This is a genomic window from Nordella sp. HKS 07, assembly GCF_011046735.1.
GTDB lineage: Bacteria > Pseudomonadota > Alphaproteobacteria > Rhizobiales > Aestuariivirgaceae > Taklimakanibacter.
Window position 1 is genome coordinate 4,604,048 of sequence record NZ_CP049258.1, and the last position, 18,252, is coordinate 4,622,299.

At 62.1% G+C, this 18,252-nt stretch carries 17 protein-coding genes and 1 tRNA gene; 14 read left to right on the plus strand and 4 right to left on the minus strand.

Annotated elements, in window-relative coordinates; all coding sequences use genetic code 11:
• Positions 1–10: 10 nt before the first annotated feature.
• A complete protein-coding gene (locus tag G5V57_RS21675) occupies positions 11–259 on the plus strand; it encodes a hypothetical protein (RefSeq protein ID WP_165169622.1) in 249 nt (82 codons plus the stop codon).
• Between the two features lie 28 nt (positions 260–287).
• A complete protein-coding gene (locus G5V57_RS21680; RefSeq protein WP_165169623.1) occupies positions 288–1,088 on the plus strand; it encodes a serine protease in 801 nt (266 codons plus the stop codon).
• A gap of 545 nt (positions 1,089–1,633) precedes the next feature.
• Here the strand turns inward: G5V57_RS21680 and G5V57_RS21685 are convergent.
• Positions 1,634–1,891 carry a hypothetical protein gene (locus tag G5V57_RS21685; protein ID WP_165169624.1) on the minus strand — a complete coding sequence of 86 codons (258 nt, stop codon included), beginning with the start codon at positions 1,889–1,891 and terminating at the stop codon, positions 1,634–1,636.
• Positions 1,892–2,124: 233 nt separating this feature from the next.
• Here G5V57_RS21685 and G5V57_RS21690 point away from each other — a divergent pair, with 233 nt between their 5' ends.
• Positions 2,125–2,370: a hypothetical protein gene (locus tag G5V57_RS21690; protein WP_165169625.1), complete on the plus strand. Its 246-nt coding sequence runs from the start codon at positions 2,125–2,127 to the stop codon at positions 2,368–2,370.
• Positions 2,371–2,430: 60 nt separating this feature from the next.
• Here the strand turns inward: G5V57_RS21690 and G5V57_RS21695 are convergent, their stop codons facing one another.
• The 3 genes from G5V57_RS21695 to gph form a co-directional block, all read right to left on the minus strand.
• Positions 2,431–2,979 (minus strand): recombinase family protein, encoded by a 549-nt coding sequence (locus G5V57_RS21695; RefSeq protein WP_165169626.1) that lies wholly within the window; start codon positions 2,977–2,979, stop codon positions 2,431–2,433.
• 251 nt (positions 2,980–3,230) lie between these two features.
• Positions 3,231–3,306, minus strand: a tRNA-Val gene (locus tag G5V57_RS21700).
• 72 nt (positions 3,307–3,378) lie between these two features.
• The gene (gene gph, locus G5V57_RS21705; RefSeq protein WP_165169627.1) at positions 3,379–4,050 is read right to left on the minus strand and encodes a phosphoglycolate phosphatase; all 672 of its coding nucleotides are present in this window, start codon (positions 4,048–4,050) and stop codon (positions 3,379–3,381) included.
• 207 nt (positions 4,051–4,257) lie between these two features.
• On the opposite strand from gph, the gene G5V57_RS21710 reads away from it, so the two are divergent.
• From G5V57_RS21710 to G5V57_RS21760, 11 genes are all read left to right on the plus strand, one after another.
• Positions 4,258–5,733: an NAD-dependent succinate-semialdehyde dehydrogenase gene (locus G5V57_RS21710; protein WP_165169628.1), complete on the plus strand. Its 1,476-nt coding sequence runs from the start codon at positions 4,258–4,260 to the stop codon at positions 5,731–5,733.
• A 192-nt stretch (positions 5,734–5,925) separates the two neighbouring features.
• Positions 5,926–6,618 (plus strand): ribose-5-phosphate isomerase RpiA, encoded by a 693-nt coding sequence (gene rpiA, locus G5V57_RS21715; RefSeq protein WP_165169629.1) that lies wholly within the window; start codon positions 5,926–5,928, stop codon positions 6,616–6,618.
• A complete protein-coding gene (gene gor, locus G5V57_RS21720) occupies positions 6,615–7,976 on the plus strand; it encodes a glutathione-disulfide reductase (RefSeq protein WP_165169630.1) in 1,362 nt (453 codons plus the stop codon). Before rpiA ends, gor begins: the two co-directional genes overlap by 4 nt.
• Before the next feature lie 323 nt (positions 7,977–8,299).
• Positions 8,300–9,586, plus strand: a complete 1,287-nt coding sequence (locus tag G5V57_RS21725; RefSeq protein WP_165169631.1) for a DUF3422 family protein — start codon at positions 8,300–8,302, stop codon at positions 9,584–9,586.
• 39 nt (positions 9,587–9,625) lie between these two features.
• Complete coding sequence (locus tag G5V57_RS21730) at positions 9,626–10,135, plus strand: sigma-70 family RNA polymerase sigma factor (RefSeq protein WP_165169632.1); 510 nt, start codon at positions 9,626–9,628, stop codon at positions 10,133–10,135.
• Positions 10,132–10,890 (plus strand): anti-sigma factor, encoded by a 759-nt coding sequence (locus G5V57_RS21735; RefSeq protein ID WP_165169633.1) that lies wholly within the window; start codon positions 10,132–10,134, stop codon positions 10,888–10,890. The genes G5V57_RS21730 and G5V57_RS21735 overlap by 4 nt, the downstream gene beginning before the upstream one ends.
• 357 nt (positions 10,891–11,247) lie before the next feature.
• A complete protein-coding gene (ileS, locus tag G5V57_RS21740; RefSeq protein WP_165169634.1) occupies positions 11,248–14,181 on the plus strand; it encodes an isoleucine--tRNA ligase in 2,934 nt (977 codons plus the stop codon).
• Positions 14,178–14,657 (plus strand): signal peptidase II, encoded by a 480-nt coding sequence (lspA, locus tag G5V57_RS21745; RefSeq protein ID WP_246737311.1) that lies wholly within the window; start codon positions 14,178–14,180, stop codon positions 14,655–14,657. Before ileS ends, lspA begins: the two co-directional genes overlap by 4 nt.
• An 87-nt stretch (positions 14,658–14,744) precedes the next feature.
• Entirely contained in the window at positions 14,745–15,254 is a 510-nt protein-coding gene (locus tag G5V57_RS21750) for a hypothetical protein (RefSeq protein ID WP_165169636.1), read from the plus strand.
• A gap of 51 nt (positions 15,255–15,305) precedes the next feature.
• Positions 15,306–16,718: a pitrilysin family protein gene (locus G5V57_RS21755; RefSeq protein WP_165169637.1), complete on the plus strand. Its 1,413-nt coding sequence runs from the start codon at positions 15,306–15,308 to the stop codon at positions 16,716–16,718.
• Between the two features lie 15 nt (positions 16,719–16,733).
• Positions 16,734–18,059: a pitrilysin family protein gene (locus G5V57_RS21760; RefSeq protein WP_165169638.1), complete on the plus strand. Its 1,326-nt coding sequence runs from the start codon at positions 16,734–16,736 to the stop codon at positions 18,057–18,059.
• Positions 18,060–18,252: the final 193 nt, after the last annotated feature.

Sequence of the window (18,252 nt, forward strand, 5' to 3'; positions counted from 1 at the left end):
GACGAGGATCATGCAGGACGCAGAGGATTCCACGATTGAAACCGTGAAATCTGGTGGCGGTGATCGGGTTAGACGGATTACCCTGATTGCTGCCGCGATTGTCGTTATCCTCTTTTTCTATGGATTGATCGTACTTCAGCGACGACGCAAATGGCAACGCGGTCGTGCATCTGAACGGCACGGCCGACCAGATCAGCTGATCGGGGTCCAGACCGCCAATCTCACCGCCGACGACTTCTTGTTCGGCACCTTCGTCTGAGTGGGAATCGAGTGATCGAGGTCAGGCTATGGCTAAACTGGATCGGTTGCCGATCATTTCTTGTGCACTTCTTCTTGTAATTACAGCGACGTCGCATGACCGTGCCTATGCGCAGTCCGATCTCACGCCCGGTATAATCGGCGAAGACAACCGAACGCCGATAGACAACAGCAATCCACCGTGGACCGCGATAGGACAAGTGAATGTTCACGGCTATCGTATGCTATCTTTTTGTACGGGAACTCTGGTCGCTCCAAGGGTCGTTTTAACGGCGGCTCATTGCGTTATCGACCCGGTCAAGAAGGCACCATTCCCGGCCAAGGATATACATTTTATTGCTGGTGTCTCGAGGGACAAATTCATCGGCCACTCGGTTGCGCGATGCTTGAAGTTTCCTGATGGCTTCCATTACTCTGGTCCTCAGAGGTTATTTCCAACTTTGCCCGCCCAGCCTGTTGCTTTTGGGTCCTTCAAGCTCGACCTGGCGCTGATTGTGCTCGCCGATGACATCTCTGAGGCTGGTGTGATAAAACTACTTGACCATGACATGCTGAAGATTGGCGCGTCATTGGTCCATGCATCCTATCCAATTGACCGACGTTACCAGTTGACTGGCGATACGACTTGCAAAGCGATTTGGCAGGATGCCGACGTTGTGGCAACGAACTGCGATACGCGAACGGGAAGTTCGGGTGGCCCAATCCTAATCGAAGAGAGCGGGTCAAAGAAGCTCGCAGCCGTCTCAGTAGGCTTTCTTGAGAAAAGTGTCACGATTGCAGTGCCTTTGGATAGATGGCCCGCCATTCCACTCAGTGCGGAATGTCCCTGATTTGGAACTCATCCTAACCAGCTCGGTGATCTGGTAAGGCAATAGTTGTCGGAGTCATATTCTCCGCACGTGCGTTTATGGTTTGCTTTTGGCACGGACCCGACCGCGAGCGTCTGCGACGCTGGTTTGTCCTTTTCAGAAGTGGCGGGATGTCCGACTGGAGTCCGCGATTCACTACATAACGGACATTGGAGAGCGGTGTCATCCGGCAGCGTGGCGGCAATCCGTAGGTGCGTCGACAGGCCGTCGCGAAATCTATGCCAGGCTCTGATGCATAATCTCCCGCTGCGCTAACAACAACAGCTTGAGGCTTTAGCGGTTTTTTGAAATCCTCCGAAACGAATGGGGGCGGGCAAGGCTCGAATAAGGGACCCGTTTTGCATCCATTGGTTCCGCGCTGCCTTAAGCGCTGGCGTCTCTTCCAACCTCTTCGCAGCGACACCCTCAAGGGATCGATCAACTGCAACGAAGATTGCCTCCTCGCCATCTTCATCGGTCCAGATTAAGGCTTGGCCGCTTTATAGGCTCCCACAGTGTCCGCCGCGTTACTTTTCTGTGCGATCCGCGCCTGATCCATTTCCCTGGCTGGCCTCAGCGCCATCACTGTTCATAATCCCAAAAGAAGATGAGCTCTGCCCGGGTGCCGCGTAGTCAAAACCTTCTGCTTGAAGTCCTCTGCGGATTATCTCGCGCACCGCTGCGGCACGGCTGGGCATCCGCTTTTTGAAGCGCCAATCATCAAGAGCCTTTAGCTCTTTGGCATCCAGCATGATTTGCAGGCGTTCGATCCGATCAGCTGCCATAGCCGTCTCCCAGATTGATTAACTTACTCATATGCACGATTTTGTGCTTATAGCTCCGCTGTCTTGTACTTAGCAAGAGGCGTTGTTTGCTCATATTTGTAATCGTTCTGAAAACGAGTACTTGTCTGATTTCAAGCAGTTAAGGGTTTTTCCTCCGCTTAAGGAAGGAGAGTAGCTGGGGGATTGCTATTGTACTGAACCGTCCTACGGTCTCCCCAAAGGAGGCCGATCACATGACTATCGCCCTGTCAGATTGTGTGAGAGCCGCTGTCCGAAAAGTGTTGGACGACATCGAAGTCAATGGCGGCTTCTTGGATGTATATGAGTCTGCCGCGCAAATTCAAATGGCTTTGCCGGATGAGAACGTGGCATTGGAACATATCGTTGCCGCTATGCTGGCCGGACGAGGCGGCATCCAGGTAATTGAATTTGATCCGCCAGCTTTGATTATAGATATCATTGTGCCGTTGCCTGCATAGCACGCCTTACCTGGTCAAATTTCAAACGCTCCGGATGACCAGGCGAGTATCCGAGCCTAATCAGCCGCTATGTAGCGACGGGCTGCCGAGCACGCGAAAAACGGAACGCAAACTGAGGTCCAATTGCCTGGCGATCTCAACTTTCTTCATGCCTGCACTTGCCAGCGCCAAAATCTGATCGGCCTTGGCCCAAGCTGTGGGTGCTCTACCCTTGTACCGGCCTTCCTTCTTTGCCTTCGCAATCCCCTCACGCTGCCGAGCAAGCATAATGTCTCGCTCGAATTGAGCGACCAGACGCAGGCCGGTGAGCGGATTGCTGGAGATCGCGATGCCCCATTCGCGGCGAGCCACCTGAAAAAGGTTGTGAAGCGTCGAAAACTCCCTGCGGAGCGTATTGCTGCAGACCTTAAGCAGGCGCTGGTCCCGATAGGCGGCGAAGTCGGCTGGGGTGATTGCGTCAGCCCACTTGCGACAGATTGGATCGCGAAGGAAGGCGTTCAGGACGATACGCTCGACTTGGTGCCCTTTCTTGCAGCTGCTGACGGTATCCCGGTAGCGGATCACCAGCTCCGAGAGGGCCGTTTGTTTGGAAGCCGAAACAGGTTTCACCGGCAGCTCGCCCCGCTCAAGTGCAGCTTCAGTCTACCTTGCCCATGTCACGGCATCGCGTTTGATCAGGAAAGATTTGGAGACGGTTGGGTGGCCTTTGCGGCGAACCTGAACCTGCCAGCGGTTACCCCAGAACCTGAACGTAGCCATGCGTCTTTTCCTCGCTGTGACACCAGTGTGACAGCGTTGATCTAACCGGCTTTTCGCTTGCTAACCCCGGTGGCCAACTTATTGATTACAAGGCCAAATCATGGTGGGCGATACTGGACTCGAACCAGTGACCCCTGCGATGTGAACACAGTGCTCTACCAACTGAGCTAATCGCCCGTACCAAGGGTGCCGCGATATAGGGTCGCCGGCTGGGGAAAGTCAAGAATGGAACCGCATTCTTTCCCCGATTCAGCCGTCAAGCAGCCCCATGATCGGCTCGAACGCTTCGTCGAAGCGGCTGACCAGGATATCCGGGCAGAATTCCGCGATCGGCCGCGGCGTGTAGCCGAAGGTCACGCCGACGATCGGCACGCCCGCGGCCCGGGCGGTCAGCACGTCGGTCTCGCTGTCGCCGATGAGGAGCGAAGGCGAATCGGTCCGGTCCATGCGCTTTAGGGTCTCGCGATAGGGAGCTGGATCGGGCTTGGCGACCCCGATCGTATCGGCACCGATGATGGCCCCGAAATAGTGGCGCATCCCCAGCGTGTCGATGAGCTTGACCGATAGCCCTTCCTGCTTGTTGGTGCACACGCCGATGCTGATGCCTTCCGCCCTGAGCTTGTCGAGGAGCGCCAGGCAGCCCGGAAATGGTACGCTGCCGACGGCGATATTGTCGCTGTAGAAGGCGACGAATTTCTCATAGAGGGGCTCGATTGCCGGGGCGTCATAGGCCTCGCCGGTCGCCGCCAGTCCGCGCTGGATGAGTTTGCGCGCGCCGTGCCCGACAAAGGCGCGTACCTCATCCAGGCTCACCTCGCGGCGGCCGCAATGGGAAAGAACATGATTGGTGGCGCGCCACAGATCGGGAGCGGTGTCGACGAGGGTCCCGTCGAGATCGAAGATAACGGCTCTTTGGGTCATGATGGCGGCTTATCGGCAAAGCGGGCGGGATTTGCAAGCTGTGCCGGCCGCTGGGCAGGCATGAGATCAAGGGTTTTGCGGTTCGAGCTGCCCCTGTGCTAAGACGCCGCCGCGAAGGCGTGAGGCCTCTGGCCGGCGCCCCCTATATTCAGTATCGGGCCCTCATCCCCGCGGGATCGACGGCCCATCGGACAAGGAGACGGAATCATGGATATCCGCAAGACCCAGGCGCTCAGCGACATCCTGAAGGACAAATCGCTGCTCAAGGACAAATGCTACATCGACGGCAAGTGGGTCTCGGGCAAGACGGCGATCGACGTCACCAACCCGGTGAATGAGGACGTGATCGGCGCGGTACCGGATCTGGGCCAGGCCGAGACCAAGGCGGCCATCGAGGCGGCGGCCAAGGCCCAGAAGGCCTGGGGCGCCAAGCCTGCGAAGGAGCGCGCCCAGATCCTGCGCAAATGGTTCAACCTGATGATGGAGAACCAGGAAGACCTCGCCCAGATCATGACGGCCGAGCAGGGCAAGCCGCTCGCCGAATCGCGCGGCGAGATCGCCTATGGCGCCGCCTTCGTCGAATTCTTCGCCGAGGAGGCCAAGCGCATCTATGGCGAGACGATTCCCTCGCCCTGGCCCAATGCGCGCATCGTCACCATCCGCCAGCCGATCGGCGTCGTCGGCGCCATCACGCCGTGGAATTTTCCCAATGCGATGATCACCCGCAAGGCCGGCCCGGCACTGGCCGCCGGCTGCACCTTCGTCTGCAAGCCGGCGAGCGAGACGCCGCTTTCCGCTTTGGCGCTGTGCGAGCTCGCCGAGCGCGCCGGCATTCCGGCCGGCGTCTTCAACGTCCTCACCGGCAAGGCGAAGCCCATTGGCGGCGAGCTCACCTCGAACCCGCTGGTCCGCATTCTCACCTTCACCGGCTCCACCGAGATCGGCAAGCTGCTCATGCAGCAATGCGCCTCGACGGTGAAGAAGGTCGGGCTCGAGCTGGGCGGCAACGCGCCCTTCATCGTCTTCGACGATGCCGATCTCGATGCCGCGGTGCAGGGCGCCATGGCGTCGAAATACCGCAATGCCGGCCAGACCTGCGTCTGCGCCAACCGCATCCTGGTCCAGGACAAGGTCTATGACGCCTTCGCCGCCAAATTCGCCGAGGCGGTGAATAAGCTCAAAGTCGGCAATGGCGTCGAGCAGGGCGTCACCACCGGCCCGCTGATCAACGTGGCGGCGGTCAAGAAGGTGCGCGAGCATATCGATGACGCGGTGAGCAAAGGCGCCCAGATCGTGGTCGGCGGCAATGAGCTCGGCGGCAATTTCTTCGAGCCGACGATCCTGCGCGACGTCACCACGAAGATGGCGGTGGCGCGCGAGGAGACCTTCGGTCCGGTAGCGCCGCTCTTCCGCTTCTCGACGGAAGAAGAAGCTATCCGCATGGCCAACGACACCGAATTCGGCCTCGCCTGCTATTTCTACACGCGCGACATCGGCCGCGTCTGGCGCGTCGCCGAAGGCCTCGAATACGGCATCGTCGGCATCAATGAAGGCATCATCTCGACCGAGGTGGCGCCGTTCGGCGGTGTCAAGGAGTCGGGCATCGGCCGCGAAGGCTCGCGCCACGGCGTCGAGGAATTCACCGAGATCAAGTACATGCTCATGGGCGGTCTCGGATCGTAAACCGAAAATCGCCTCTTCCCCCGCGGGGGTAGAGGGCTAGGGTGAGGGGGAACCGACGTGGAAGTTTCTCTGAGATGAAGAGCAAAATCACTGTCAGTTCCCCCTCACCCTCCCAATGCGTTGCATTGGGTCCCTTCCTCTCCCCCGATGGGGGCGAGGGTATAGATTTGCGTACTCCAACACCGAGGTTCCATGACGCCTGACGATCGCAAGAAGGCGGCGGCGCTGGCCGCTGTCGCCCATATATCCTCGGGCATGAAGCTGGGCCTCGGCACCGGCTCGACCGCCAAGCATTTCGTCGATGCGGTGGGCGAGAAGGTGAAGCAGGGCTGGGATCTTCTCTGCGTGCCGACCTCGGAAGCGACGCGCAAGCAGGCCGAAAGCCTCGGGATCCGGCTCACCACGCTCGACGAGACACCGGTGCTCGACGTGACCGTCGACGGCGCCGACGAGCTCGATGGCGAATTGCGCCTCATCAAGGGCGGCGGCGGCGCGCTTCTGCGCGAAAAAATCGTCGCCTCGTCGTCGCGCAAGATGATCGTCATCGCCGATGACAGCAAGAAGGTCGCGACGCTCGGCAAGTTCCCCTTGCCGGTCGAGGTCGTGCCTTTCGGCCTCAAGGCGACCGGCATCAAGATCGACAAGGCGCTCGCCTGGTCGGGCAACAAGGGCGCGCTCACGCTGCGTGTGCGCGACGGCAAGCCCTTCGTCACCGACAATGGCAATGTCATCCTCGACTGCGCGCTCGGGCGCATCGAGAGCCCGGAGAAGCTCGCCGCGGCCCTTTCCTCCATTCCAGGTGTCGTCGATCACGGCCTCTTCATCGGCATGGCGAGCCTTGCCATCATCGCCACCGAGAACGGCGTCGAAACTCTCGAAAAATGACCAAGCACGACTACGATCTCTTCGTCATCGGCGCCGGGTCGGGCGGTGTCCGGGCGGCGCGCATCGCAGCCCAGCACGGCGCCAAGGTCGCGGTCGCGGAGGAGTATCGTGTCGGCGGCACCTGCGTGATCCGCGGCTGCGTGCCGAAGAAGCTCTTCGTATATGCGAGCCAGTATGCCGAAGCCTTCGAGGATGCGGTCGGCTTCGGTTGGACGACCGAAAAAGTCTCGTTCGACTGGGCGACCCTCGTCGCCAACAAGGACAAGGAGATCGACCGGCTCAACAAGGCCTATATCCGCAATCTCGAAAGCGCCGGCGCCGAGCTCATCATGGCGCGCGCCGCCTTAGAGGACCGCCACACCGTGGCGCTGTCCGACGGCCGCAAGGTCACCGCCAGATATATCCTCATCGCAACCGGCGCCACGCCTTTCGTGCCGTCGCATCTGCCTGGGCGCGAGCTCGCCATCACCTCCAACGAGGCTTTTCATCTCGAGCAGCTGCCACGCCGCATCTGCATCGTCGGCGGCGGCTATATAGCGGTCGAATTCGCCGGCATCTTCAACAATCTCGGCGTCGAGACGGTTCTGATCTATCGCGGCGAGAAAATCCTGCGCGGCTTCGACGAGGATCTGCGCGATCATCTGACCGCGGAGATGCACAAGAAGGGTATCGAATTCCGCACCCGTTGCGACGTAGCGAAGGTCGAAAGTTCGGGTGGCGGCGTGCGCGTCACCTGCACCGACGATGCGGTATTCGGCGCCAGCCATATCATGTATGCGACCGGACGTATTCCGAAAGTGATGGGGCTCGGGCTCGACAAGGCCGGTGTCGAGCTGACGCCGCATTATGCGGTGAAGGTCGATGAGTATTCGCGCTCCAGCGTCGACAACATCTATGCGGTGGGCGACGTCACCAACCGCCTCAATCTGACACCCGTCGCCATCCGCGAGGGTCACGCCTTCGCCGACACCGTGTTCGGCGGCCGCAACATCGCGGTCGATCACAGCAAGGTGCCGACCGCCGTCTTCTCGCAGCCCGAGATCGGCACCGTCGGCATGACCGAGGCCCAGGCGCGCGAATTCTCGCCGAAGATCGATATCTACAAGACGTCCTTCCGCCCGATGCGCCACACTCTGTCGGGGCGCGACGAGCGCATGCTGATGAAGCTGGTCGTCGATGGGACAAGCGACAAGGTGCTCGGCTGTCATATCGTCGGGCCGGATGCGGGCGAGATGGCGCAGCTTCTCGCCATCGCCGTCAGGATGGGCGCGACCAAGGCCGATTTCGACGCCACCATGGCGCTCCATCCCACCGCCGCCGAGGAACTGGTGACCATGCGCCAGAAATGGACCGGTTGAGGGGCGCATCGGCGCTTTTACCCTCGCCCCGCAAGCGAAGCGCAGCGGGGAGAGGGAAGGGCCCGCCGCAAAGCGGCGGGAAGGGTGAGGGGCTGGGGCATCGACAGCATGTCTCGTCGAAAATGGTCATGCCCTGCCAGCAAGCCCGGCTTGGAATTTCGAGACCAAACACGCCGATGCCCCTCACCCTCCCATTGCTTCGCAATGGGCCCCTCCCTCTCCCCTCTTCGAGGGGCGAGGGGTAACACTGCGACCCGGCGACACATGCCGTAGCGCAACGATCCGACTATGCTTCGCCGCTTCCGTTTTTGGGAGGTCAGGCGATGAATCTCGAGCCGCATCCGTTGCGCGGCGCCGTTTTGGGCGAGGTGCATGCGCGCCCCTTCGCGGCGATCTCGCCGCCCTTGCGCATCCTGCATTTCGCCTTCATGACCGATGCCGATCTCGCCGCTCGCGATCGTCAGGCTTTCGGTGAATTCGTCGCCGCGCGCGGCCATCGCGGGCCCGATGCCGCCTCCCGGCATTATCGCATCGCCTTTCCCGACTCCGCTCTGCGCTGGGAGCAGCATGCCGAGTTCACGACCTACACTTGGGAATTCGCCAATCACGACCGCGCCCCCTTCGCCCGTCCCACCGGAGAGTTGCAGAAGCTCATGCAGCAGCTGCCACAGCCTGGACCTTTGCTCGTGGCGGCCGACCTGCATCTCCTCTCCGAAGCCGATGGCGGCGACTGGCAGAAGCTGTTCGACCCGACCAGCCTCGTTGCCTTCGAGACCGAGTCGGGCGATGCGCGCGCCGCCACCGATTTCCTGGCGGCGAGCGACGGCTTCGTGCGTCTTCTGGTGCTCGATCGCGGCATGTCGCCATTGCGCGCCGGCATCTTCGTGCAGCAGCTTCTCGAGCTCGAAACCTACCGCACCTTCTGCCTGCTCGGTCTGCCGGAGGCGCAGAGGCTGCAGCCGGTGGTGCGCCGCATCGAGCAGTCGCTGGGCGAGATCACCGCCGAGATGACGAAGACCGAAGGTCTCACCGCCAACAAGGCGTTGCTGCAGCGCCTGATGGCGGTGGCGGGTGAGCTCGAGGCGGGCGCCAGCCAGTCGCGGTTCCGCTTCGGCGCCACGCGGGCCTATGCCGAGATCGTGCGGGCGAGACTTGCCTCGCTGCGCGAGACGCCGATCGGCGACCATCAGACCATTGCGGGCTTCATGGATCGCCGCCTGATGCCGGCGATCCGCACCTGCTTCAGCATGCAGGACCGCCAGGCCGATCTCTCCGCCAAGCTGATGCATGCCGCCAATCTGCTGCGCACCCGCGTCGACATCGATGTCGAGGAGCTGAATGGCGATCTGTTGAAGGGCATGAGTGAGAGCGCCCGTATGCAGCTGCGCCTGCAGCAGACGGTCGAGGGCCTGTCCATCGCCGCCATCAGCTATTATGTGGCGGGACTTCTGGGTTACGTGCTCGAGATCCTGCCTGAGGACGCGCTGCCGGTCGGCGTCAAATACGTCAAGGCGGCGATGATCGTGGCGATCGTCGCCGTCATCACCTTAATCGTACTGAGTATAAGGCGGCGGCACTCCGAGCAGGTACCGGCGGGGCGGATGGAATAAACTGCAGGCGTGCACTGTATCCGGGAATAAAGGTCGCTGATGAATTTCCGCGCGGATCTGACAGCCGAGATACCCTACCTGCGCCGCTTCGCCCGGGCATTGACCGGCGATCCGGCGCTGGCGGACGATCTTGTCCAGGATTGCATCGAGCGGGCGCTGGTGAAGGCTCATCTCTACGATCCGACGCGGCCGCTCCGGGCGTGGCTGTATGCCGTCCTGCGCAATATCCATGTCAGCGGGCTGCGGCGCGAGCGGCGGGCGGGGATCGTCAAGACGGTGGATGACCTTTCCGATCCGGAGGTCATGCTGAAGCCGACCCAGGAGGGCGAGACATTGCTGCTGCAGGTGGCGAGCGCGCTCGACCGGCTGCCCGATCAGCAACGCGAGGTGATGATCCTCGTGGCGGTGGAGGACATGAGCTATCGCGATGTCGCCGAGATCATCGGGGTGCCGGTGGGAACCGTGATGTCGCGTCTGTCGCGGGCGCGCAGCGCCTTGCGCGAACTGATAGGCGAGGGGGCGAAACCCTCCTTGAGACGGGTGAAATGACAGAGCCGAACCATAGCGAAGACTGGTCATTGCATGCCTATGCCGATGGCGAGATCGCCGGACAGGAAAGCCGGGCGCTGGATGAGCGCCTTGCCAATGACCCCGCGGCGCGCGCCAAGGTGGAGGCCTGGCGGCGCCAGAAGGCCTGGCTCAAGGAAGCGTTCGACCCGGTGCTGGACGAGACGGTGCCGGGCCCGATCAAGGCCGCCCTGCGCCAGCGCCGTGGCTTCACCCTGTCGCCCTACGCCATCGCCGCCGCCCTGGCCCTCTTGATCCTCGGCGGTGCCGGGGGCTGGTTCGCCAATATCCAGATGAGCGCGCCGCAGGCCAGGCAGTTCGCCGATCTCGCCATCGAGGCGCATGAGATCTACACTCATGAGAACCGTCATGCGGTCGAGGTCGCCGCCAGCGAGGGCGATCATCTGACGGCCTGGCTGTCAAAACGCATCGGCCAGCAACTCGTCGTGCCCGATCTGAGTGCCAAGGGATACACCTTCCTGGGCGGCCGCCTTCTGGCGGCGGGAGCGCAGCCGGCGGCCCAGCTGATGTATGAGGATCAGGCCAAGCGCCGCATCACCGTTTTCGTCGCCGCCAATCAGTCCAACAAGGAAACAACGTTCCTGATGACCGAGAAGGACAATGTGACGGCCTGCTACTGGCTCGACGGCCCGCTGGGCTTCGTCATTACCGGCGAGGCGAGCCGCGACGAAATCGTCGCGCTCGCCCACATGGTCTATCAGTCCTTCGAGAGCTGACGTCATCACCCCGGGTCAGAACGGAAAAAGCAGGGATTTGCAGGGATTTGCAGGGAATTTTCGAGAATCGCGGAGGCAATCCAGAAAAATCAAGGGGTTAGGCGGCCGGACTTGCCTGGTGCAGTGAAATTCGGACGCTAGTGTGCTGAACGCGAAGTTCCTGATATCAGGCGGCTCGGAAGGTTCCGCGGGCTGTGGCGAACTTCGGATTCGGGACACTAGCCGCAAATTGGAATTTCCCAACCTCTCATGCTTCGGCGCGGGCTTGCAATGATGGAAAACGCCGCCCTTTCCCCTAGCGACTTTCGCTGTTACAAGCGCGCCCGACCGATCACCTCAAAATCCTGATTTACCGACATGAACGACAAGACCGAAAATCCGGCGCGCGATTACCGCGAGACCCTCTTCCTGCCCAAGACCGCCTTTCCGATGAAGGCCGGCCTGCCGCAGAAGGAGCCGGAGATTCTCAAGCGCTGGCAGGCTCTGGGCCTGTTCGACCGGCTCAGGGAATCGGCCAAGGGCAAGGAACCGTTCATCCTCCATGACGGCCCGCCCTATGCCAATGGCAACATCCATATCGGTACCGCGCTCAATAAGATCCTGAAGGACCTCGTGGTCCGCTCGCAGCAGATGTCGGGCAAGGACGCCAATTACGTCCCGGGCTGGGACTGTCACGGCCTTCCCATCGAATGGAAGATCGAGGAGCAGTACCGTGCCAAAGGCCGCAACAAGGACGCGGTGCCGATCAACGAGTTCCGGAAAGAATGCCGCGCTTTCGCCGAGCACTGGATGGCCATCCAATCGGAGGAGTTCCAGCGCCTGGGCGTCGTCGGCAACTGGAAGGATCCTTACACGACGATGAGCTTCGCGGCGGAAGCGCAGATCGCCCGCGAGCTCATGAAATTCTCGACGAGCGGACAATTGTACCGCGGCTCCAAGCCGGTCATGTGGTCGGTGGTGGAGAAGACCGCGCTCGCCGAGGCCGAAGTCGAGTATCAGGATTACACCAGCGACACGATCCATGTGAAATTCCCGGTCACCTTCATGGCCGACGGCACCGCGCCCAAGGGTGATCTCGCCAAGGCCAGCGTGGTGATCTGGACGACGACGCCCTGGACCATTCCCGGCAACCGCGCCATCAGCTATTCGCCGAAGATCGCCTATGGCCTCTACGAGGTCAGCAAGGCCGCCGCCGACAACTGGGCCAGGACCGGCGACCGGCTGATCCTTGCCGACAAGCTTGCGGAGGATGTCTTCAAGGCGAGCCGCGTCGAGGAATTCCGGCGCGTGGGCGATGTCGATATCGCCTCGATTGCCACCTGCGCACACCCGCTCTCAGGCCTCGGCTATGAGTTCCGCGTGCCGCTGCTCGCCGGTGACCACGTCACCGACGATGCCGGCACGGGCTTCGTCCACACCGCGCCGAGCCATGGCGCCGACGACTTCGAAGTGTGGGAAGCTCATATCGGCAAGCTCAAGGCGATGGGCATCAAGACCGACATCCCCTTCACCGTCGATGGCGACGGCACCTTCACCAGCGAGGCGCCGGGCTTCACCGGCAAGCGCGTCTTGACCGACAAGGGCGAGAAGGGCGACGCCAACGAGGCCGTCATCCAGGCGCTGATCGCCGCCCAGGCGCTCATCGCACGCGGCCGCCTCAAGCATCAGTATCCGCACAGCTGGCGCTCCAAGAAGCCGATCATCTTCCGCAATACGCCGCAATGGTTCATCTCCATGGGCGATGGCGAGAGGGACGGCCTCAGGGCCAAGGCTCTGAAGGCGATCGACGAGACGCATTTCGTGCCGCCCGCCGGCCAGAACCGTCTACGCGGCATGATCGAGGCGCGCCCCGATTGGGTGATCTCGCGCCAGCGCGCCTGGGGCGTGCCGATCTGCGTCTTCGTCAACAAGGCCACCGGCCTCGTGCTCGATGATCCGGAAGTGAACGAGCGCATCGCCGCCGCCTTCGAGGCCGAAGGCGCGGATGCCTGGTTCGCCGAGGGCGCGCATGAGCGCTTCCTGAAAGACCGTGTCACCGACCCGCATGAATGGGAGAAGGTGAACGATATTCTCGACGTCTGGTTCGATTCGGGCTCGACCCACGCTTTCGTGCTGGAGAAGCGGCCCGATCTGCGCTGGCCGGCCGATGTCTATCTGGAGGGCTCGGACCAGCATCGCGGCTGGTTCCATTCCTCGCTGCTCGAGAGCTGCGGCACAAGGGGCAGGGCGCCCTATAAGACCGTCATCACCCATGGCTTCACCATGGCCGAGGACGGCCGCAAGATGTCGAAGTCGCTCGGCAACCAGGTCTTTCCGCAGGACGTGATCAAGCAATCGGGCGCCGATATTCTCCGTCTGTGGGTGGCCTCGACCGACTATGTCGACGACCAGCGCATCGGTCCCGAGATCCTCAAGAGCAATGTCGAAGCCTATCGCAAGCTGCGCAACACGCTGCGTTACCTGCTGGGTGCGCTCGACGGCTGGGATGAGGCCGAGCGCCTCCATCGCCAGGACATGCCCGAGCTCGAGCGCTATGTCCTCCACAAGCTCGCCGATGTTCATGCGAGCGTGCTGGCGGGCTACCGTGCCTACGACTTCAAGCAGGTCGTCGCCACGCTGCTCAACTTCATGAATGTCGACCTTTCGGCCTTCTATCTCGATATCCGCAAGGACGCACTTTATTGTGATGCGCCGTCGTCGTTGCGCCGGCGCGCCTGTCGTACCGTGATGGACCAGCTCTTCCATTGCCTGTCGACGTGGCTCGCCCCCATCCTCTGCTTCACCGCCGAGGAAGTGTGGCTGTCGCGTTTTGCCGGTGAGAAGAGCTCCGTGCATCTGATGCAGTTCGCAATCCCGCCGGCGGAATGGGTGGATGCCGATCTGGCCGAGAAATGGGAGAAAATCCGCGACGTCCGTCGTGTGATCACCGGCGCGCTCGAGATCGAGCGTCAGGTGAAGAAGACGATCGGCTCCTCGCTCGAGGCGGCGCCCGAGATTCACGTCACCGACGCCGACGCCCTCAAGGTGTTGAAGGGGCTCGACATCGCCGAAATGGCGATCACATCGGATGCCCTGCTGGTCGAGGATGAGGGGCCGGCGGAGGCCTTCCGTCTCGACGACGTGAAGGGGGTCGCCGTCGTCTTCAAGCCGGCCCAGGGCCGCAAATGCGCGCGTTCCTGGAAGATCACGCCCGAGGTCGGCAGCGACAAGGAATTCCCCGACATCACGCCCCGGGATGCGGACGCGGTGCGTGAATGGCAGAAGCGGCATCAGAAGAAGCTTTTCGCGTGAAGCTCTGGGGCGGGCTCTCGGTCCTGGGGCTGGTCTACGCCGCGCTTGCCTTCGGCATCGACCAGACCTTCAAATGGTGGATGCTGCATGTCTTCGACATCGAGGCCCGCCAGCCGGTGGCACTGCTGCCGGTCTTCGATCTCGTGCTGGCCTGGAACAAGGGCGTTTCCTATGGCTGGCTGTCGGGCGACGCCTCGCAGGACTTGCTGATCGCCATGTCGCTCGCCATCGCCGCCGGCCTGTGGATTTGGCTCGCCAAGGCAACGCATCCCATGACCGCGGCGGCGATCGGCCTCATTATCGGGGGAGCGCTCGGCAATGCCTTGGACCGCGCCGTCTATGGCGCGGTGGCCGACTTTTTCTCCTTCCATATCGGCAGTTTCAGCTGGTACATCTTCAACCTGGCCGACGTGGCTATCGTTGCCGGGGTAGGGCTCTTGGTTTATGAATCCTTTACCGAGGGTCGGGCTAGATAGCCGGTCACGGAAATGCCCGATTGCCGGAGCAATTTCGCGCCCGCAGGCCGCACGACACGGCTTTTGTCTGAAGGGATACTCGACATTATGAAAACGGCCTTTGGACTCGTCCTCAGCATTGCGGCGGCACTTGCCGTAGCAGGCTGCTCCGAGACCAAGATGCAGGACCTGCTGGGTTCCGGGAAATCCGCGGTCCCCGACGAGACTCAGGTGCGCACCAATCGCAATCTGGCGATGCCGCCGGACCTCAATCTGCGTCCGCCTTCCGGCGAAGTCGCCGAGGATGGCCAGCTCAACACGGTGGCGGCGGCGCCGCCGGCCGAGCCTGCCATGGACAAGGCGCAGCCCACGCCTGAGCCCGCACCCGAACCCGTCAAGACGGCGGCCGCCACTCCGCCGACGGCGCAAGGCGCCGAGCCGCCCAAGCAGGATGTCTATGAGAAATACGGCATCTCGAAAACCGGACCGGACGGCAAGCCGAAATCGGAGAACCAGCTCTATAAGGAGCTCCATGAGGCGCAGCTGGCCGAGAAGCGCAAGGCCAATCCGAATTACGGCACCATCTGGAACATGGGCAACGTGTTCAAGGACGAATAGCACGCCAGTCGCGCGTTTCACGACATACCATCCAATCACAAGGGTGATTTCATGAGTTTCAATCGCCGCGGGTTTATCGCCGCATTGGCGGGACTATGTCTGCTTGCGGTTTCTGCCCCGCCGCTTCCCGCCTCGGCCCAGCAGCCCTACGCCGAGACCTTCATGCTCGGCAACGGCATGCAGGTGGTGGTCATCCCCGATCATCGCGCGCCCGTCGTCACCCATATGGTCTGGTACCGCGTAGGGTCCGCCGACGAGCCGCAGGGCAAATCCGGCATCGCTCATTTCCTCGAGCATCTGATGTTCAAGGGCACCACCAGATTTCCGCCGGGCGCCTTCAGCCGCATCATCCGCGAGAATGGCGGGGAGGACAACGCCTTCACCTCCAAGGACTACACCGCCTATTTCCAGCGCATCGCCAAGGATCGTCTCGGCCTCGTCATGGATCTCGAGGCCGACCGCATGCAGAATCTCGTCCTCAAGGACGAGAATGTCCTGCCCGAGCGCAAGGTCGTCGAGGAAGAGCGCCGCGAGCGCACCGACAATGATCCCTCGAGCCTGCTCGGCGAGCAGCTCGACGCCATTCTCTATCTCGCCCATCCCTATCGCAAGCCGGTGATCGGCTGGATGTCCGAAGTCAACAAGCTCACCCGCGAGGATGCGATCGCCTTTTACAAGCAGCATTACACGCCGGCCAATGCGGTCCTGGTCGTCGCTGGCGATGTGACGAAGGACGAGGTGAAGAAGCTCGCCGAGGAGCATTACGGCAAGCTCGCCAACACATTCGACGTGCAGCCCAGGGTGCGTACGCAGGAGCCCGATCCGATCGCCCCGCGCCGCGTCACCTTGACCGATGCCCGCGCCGCGTCGCCGCTCATCCAGCGCTCCTATCTCAGTGTTTCCTACGCAACGGCCGCGAAAAGCGAGGCGGAGGCGCTCGATGTCCTGGCCGAAGCGCTGGGCGGCGGGGCCACCAGCCGCCTCTACAAGAAGCTCGTCGTCGAGAAGCGCCTCGCCTCCTATGCCGGCGCCTGGTATTCGGGCGACGGCCTGGATTCGGGGAGCTTCGGCGTCTATGGCTCGCCGGTCCCAGGCGGCAAGGTCGAACCGGTCGAGGCCGAGATCGATGCCGTTCTCGAGGAGGTGAAGGCGAACGGCCTCACCGAGGACGAGCTCAAGCGCACCAAGGCGACACTCATCGCCGACACCATCTATGCCCGCGACAATCAGGGCCGCCTGGCGCGCAGCTTCGGCTCGGCGCTCACGACCGGCACAACCGTTCAGGATGTGCTCGACTGGCCCGCCCGCATCGAGGCCGTGACGCTCGAGGATGTAAAGGCGGCGGCCGCCAAGACCCTCGATATCAGACGGTCGGCGACCGGCGTCCTGCTGCCGGCGCCTGGCGCGCCGGCGGGCGGCGGTGAACCCGCCATGCCGTCCATGTCGAATTCTCCCGAACAATAACCCATGAGGCCCGTGATGCGCCCGCTCCGCCCGCTGCTTGCGGTATTCGCCGTTGTCGCGATTTATGTCGTCCCCGCCGAGGCGGTCGAGATCAAGGAGGTGAAGAGCAAGGGGGGCATCACCGCATGGCTGGTCGAGGACCACACCAATCCTCTCATCGCCATGCAGTTCTCGTTCCAGGGCGGAGCCGCGAACGATCCCAAGGGCAAGGAAGGCACGGCCCATTTCATCACCGCGATGATGGACGAGGGGGCCGGTGACCTCGATTCGGAGGCCTTCCAGGCCAAGCGCGACGATCTCGCCATGAAGATGTCCTTCGATGCGAATTTCGACCAGTTCCAGGGCTCGTTCCAGACGCTCTCCGCCAAGCGCGACGAGTCTCTCGCGCTGTTGAAGCTGGCGATGACGAAGCCTCGCTTCGACAAGGACCCGATGGACCGGGTGCGCGACCAGCTCCTGATCGGCGCGCGCCAGAACGCCGAGGAGCCGGAGAGCATCTCGTCCAGCGCCTGGATGGTGAAGGCTTTTGGCGATCATCCCTATGCACGGGAATCGGAAGGCACCGTCACGTCATTGGCGACCATCACCCAGGACGACCTGCGCGCCATGCACAAGCAGCTCTTCTCCCGCAAAGGGCTGAAAGTGGCCGTCGTCGGCGATATCAAAGCGGAGGATCTGGCCAAGCTGCTCGACGACACCTTCGGCGATCTTCCCGACAGCGAGCCGCCTAAGCCCCCGGCGATGGTCCATGCCGCCGACAAGGCCTCGATCGAGGTGATCGACCGCGACATCCCGCAGAGCATCATCACCTTCGGGCATGACGGCATCCTGCGCGCCGATCCGAATTTCATCCCGGCCTATGTCACGAGCTTCATCCTCGGCGGCGGCGGCTTCGGCTCGCGCCTCACCGACGAAGTGCGCGAGAAGCGCGGCCTCACCTATGGCGTCTCGCTCAGCCTCTATCCCTTCGACCGTGCCGGCCTCGTTTTCGGGCAGCTCGGCACGCGCAACGACAAGGCGGGCGAGGCGCTCACCGTCGTCAAGGAGACGATGAAGAAGTTCGCCGAGGAGGGGCCGACCGCCGAGGAACTCGCCGAGACCAAGACTTATCTCACTGGATCTTATGACTTGCGCTTCGATTCCAACTCGAAGATCGCCAGCCAGCTTCTCGCCATCCAGCAGGACAATCTCGGCATCGACTATATCAACCGACGCAACGAGATGGTCAATGCGGTGACGCTCGAGGAGGCGAAGGCGCAGGCCAAGAGCATCTCCGACACGGACAAGCTCATCGTGACGGTGGTCGGCAAGCCGGTGGGGATCACGCCGACGGCGCCGTGAGAGGGCTGGCAATGAGTCTGGTAAGAAGTCTGCCCTCACCCTGAGGCGCGACCCCGGCGAATGCCGGAGGGCCCTCGAAAAGTGTGTTTCGCTATTTCGTTCTATCCTGATGGACGCTTTGAGTGCCGCTTCGCGGCCACCTCAGCGTGAGGGTGCGGGGGAGCCATCCGCCCGTCCTCATCCCCGCGAAAGC

Bases quoted from the DNA above. Each gene is read 5' to 3' on its own strand.
- G5V57_RS21675 (WP_165169622.1), top strand. From the start codon at position 11: ATGCAGGACGCAGAGGATTCCACGATTGAAACCGTGAAATCTGGTGGC.
- G5V57_RS21680 (WP_165169623.1), top strand. From the start codon at position 288: ATGGCTAAACTGGATCGGTTGCCGATCATTTCTTGTGCACTTCTTCTT.
- G5V57_RS21685 (WP_165169624.1), bottom strand. From the start codon at position 1,891: ATGGCAGCTGATCGGATCGAACGCCTGCAAATCATGCTGGATGCCAAA.
- G5V57_RS21690 (WP_165169625.1), top strand. From the start codon at position 2,125: ATGACTATCGCCCTGTCAGATTGTGTGAGAGCCGCTGTCCGAAAAGTG.
- gph (WP_165169627.1), bottom strand. From the start codon at position 4,050: ATGACCCAAAGAGCCGTTATCTTCGATCTCGACGGGACCCTCGTCGAC.
- G5V57_RS21710 (WP_165169628.1), top strand. From the start codon at position 4,258: ATGGATATCCGCAAGACCCAGGCGCTCAGCGACATCCTGAAGGACAAA.
- rpiA (WP_165169629.1), top strand. From the start codon at position 5,926: ATGACGCCTGACGATCGCAAGAAGGCGGCGGCGCTGGCCGCTGTCGCC.
- gor (WP_165169630.1), top strand. From the start codon at position 6,615: ATGACCAAGCACGACTACGATCTCTTCGTCATCGGCGCCGGGTCGGGC.
- G5V57_RS21725 (WP_165169631.1), top strand. From the start codon at position 8,300: ATGAATCTCGAGCCGCATCCGTTGCGCGGCGCCGTTTTGGGCGAGGTG.
- G5V57_RS21730 (WP_165169632.1), top strand. From the start codon at position 9,626: ATGAATTTCCGCGCGGATCTGACAGCCGAGATACCCTACCTGCGCCGC.
- G5V57_RS21735 (WP_165169633.1), top strand. From the start codon at position 10,132: ATGACAGAGCCGAACCATAGCGAAGACTGGTCATTGCATGCCTATGCC.
- ileS (WP_165169634.1), top strand. From the start codon at position 11,248: ATGAACGACAAGACCGAAAATCCGGCGCGCGATTACCGCGAGACCCTC.
- G5V57_RS21750 (WP_165169636.1), top strand. From the start codon at position 14,745: ATGAAAACGGCCTTTGGACTCGTCCTCAGCATTGCGGCGGCACTTGCC.
- G5V57_RS21755 (WP_165169637.1), top strand. From the start codon at position 15,306: ATGAGTTTCAATCGCCGCGGGTTTATCGCCGCATTGGCGGGACTATGT.
- G5V57_RS21760 (WP_165169638.1), top strand. From the start codon at position 16,734: ATGCGCCCGCTCCGCCCGCTGCTTGCGGTATTCGCCGTTGTCGCGATT.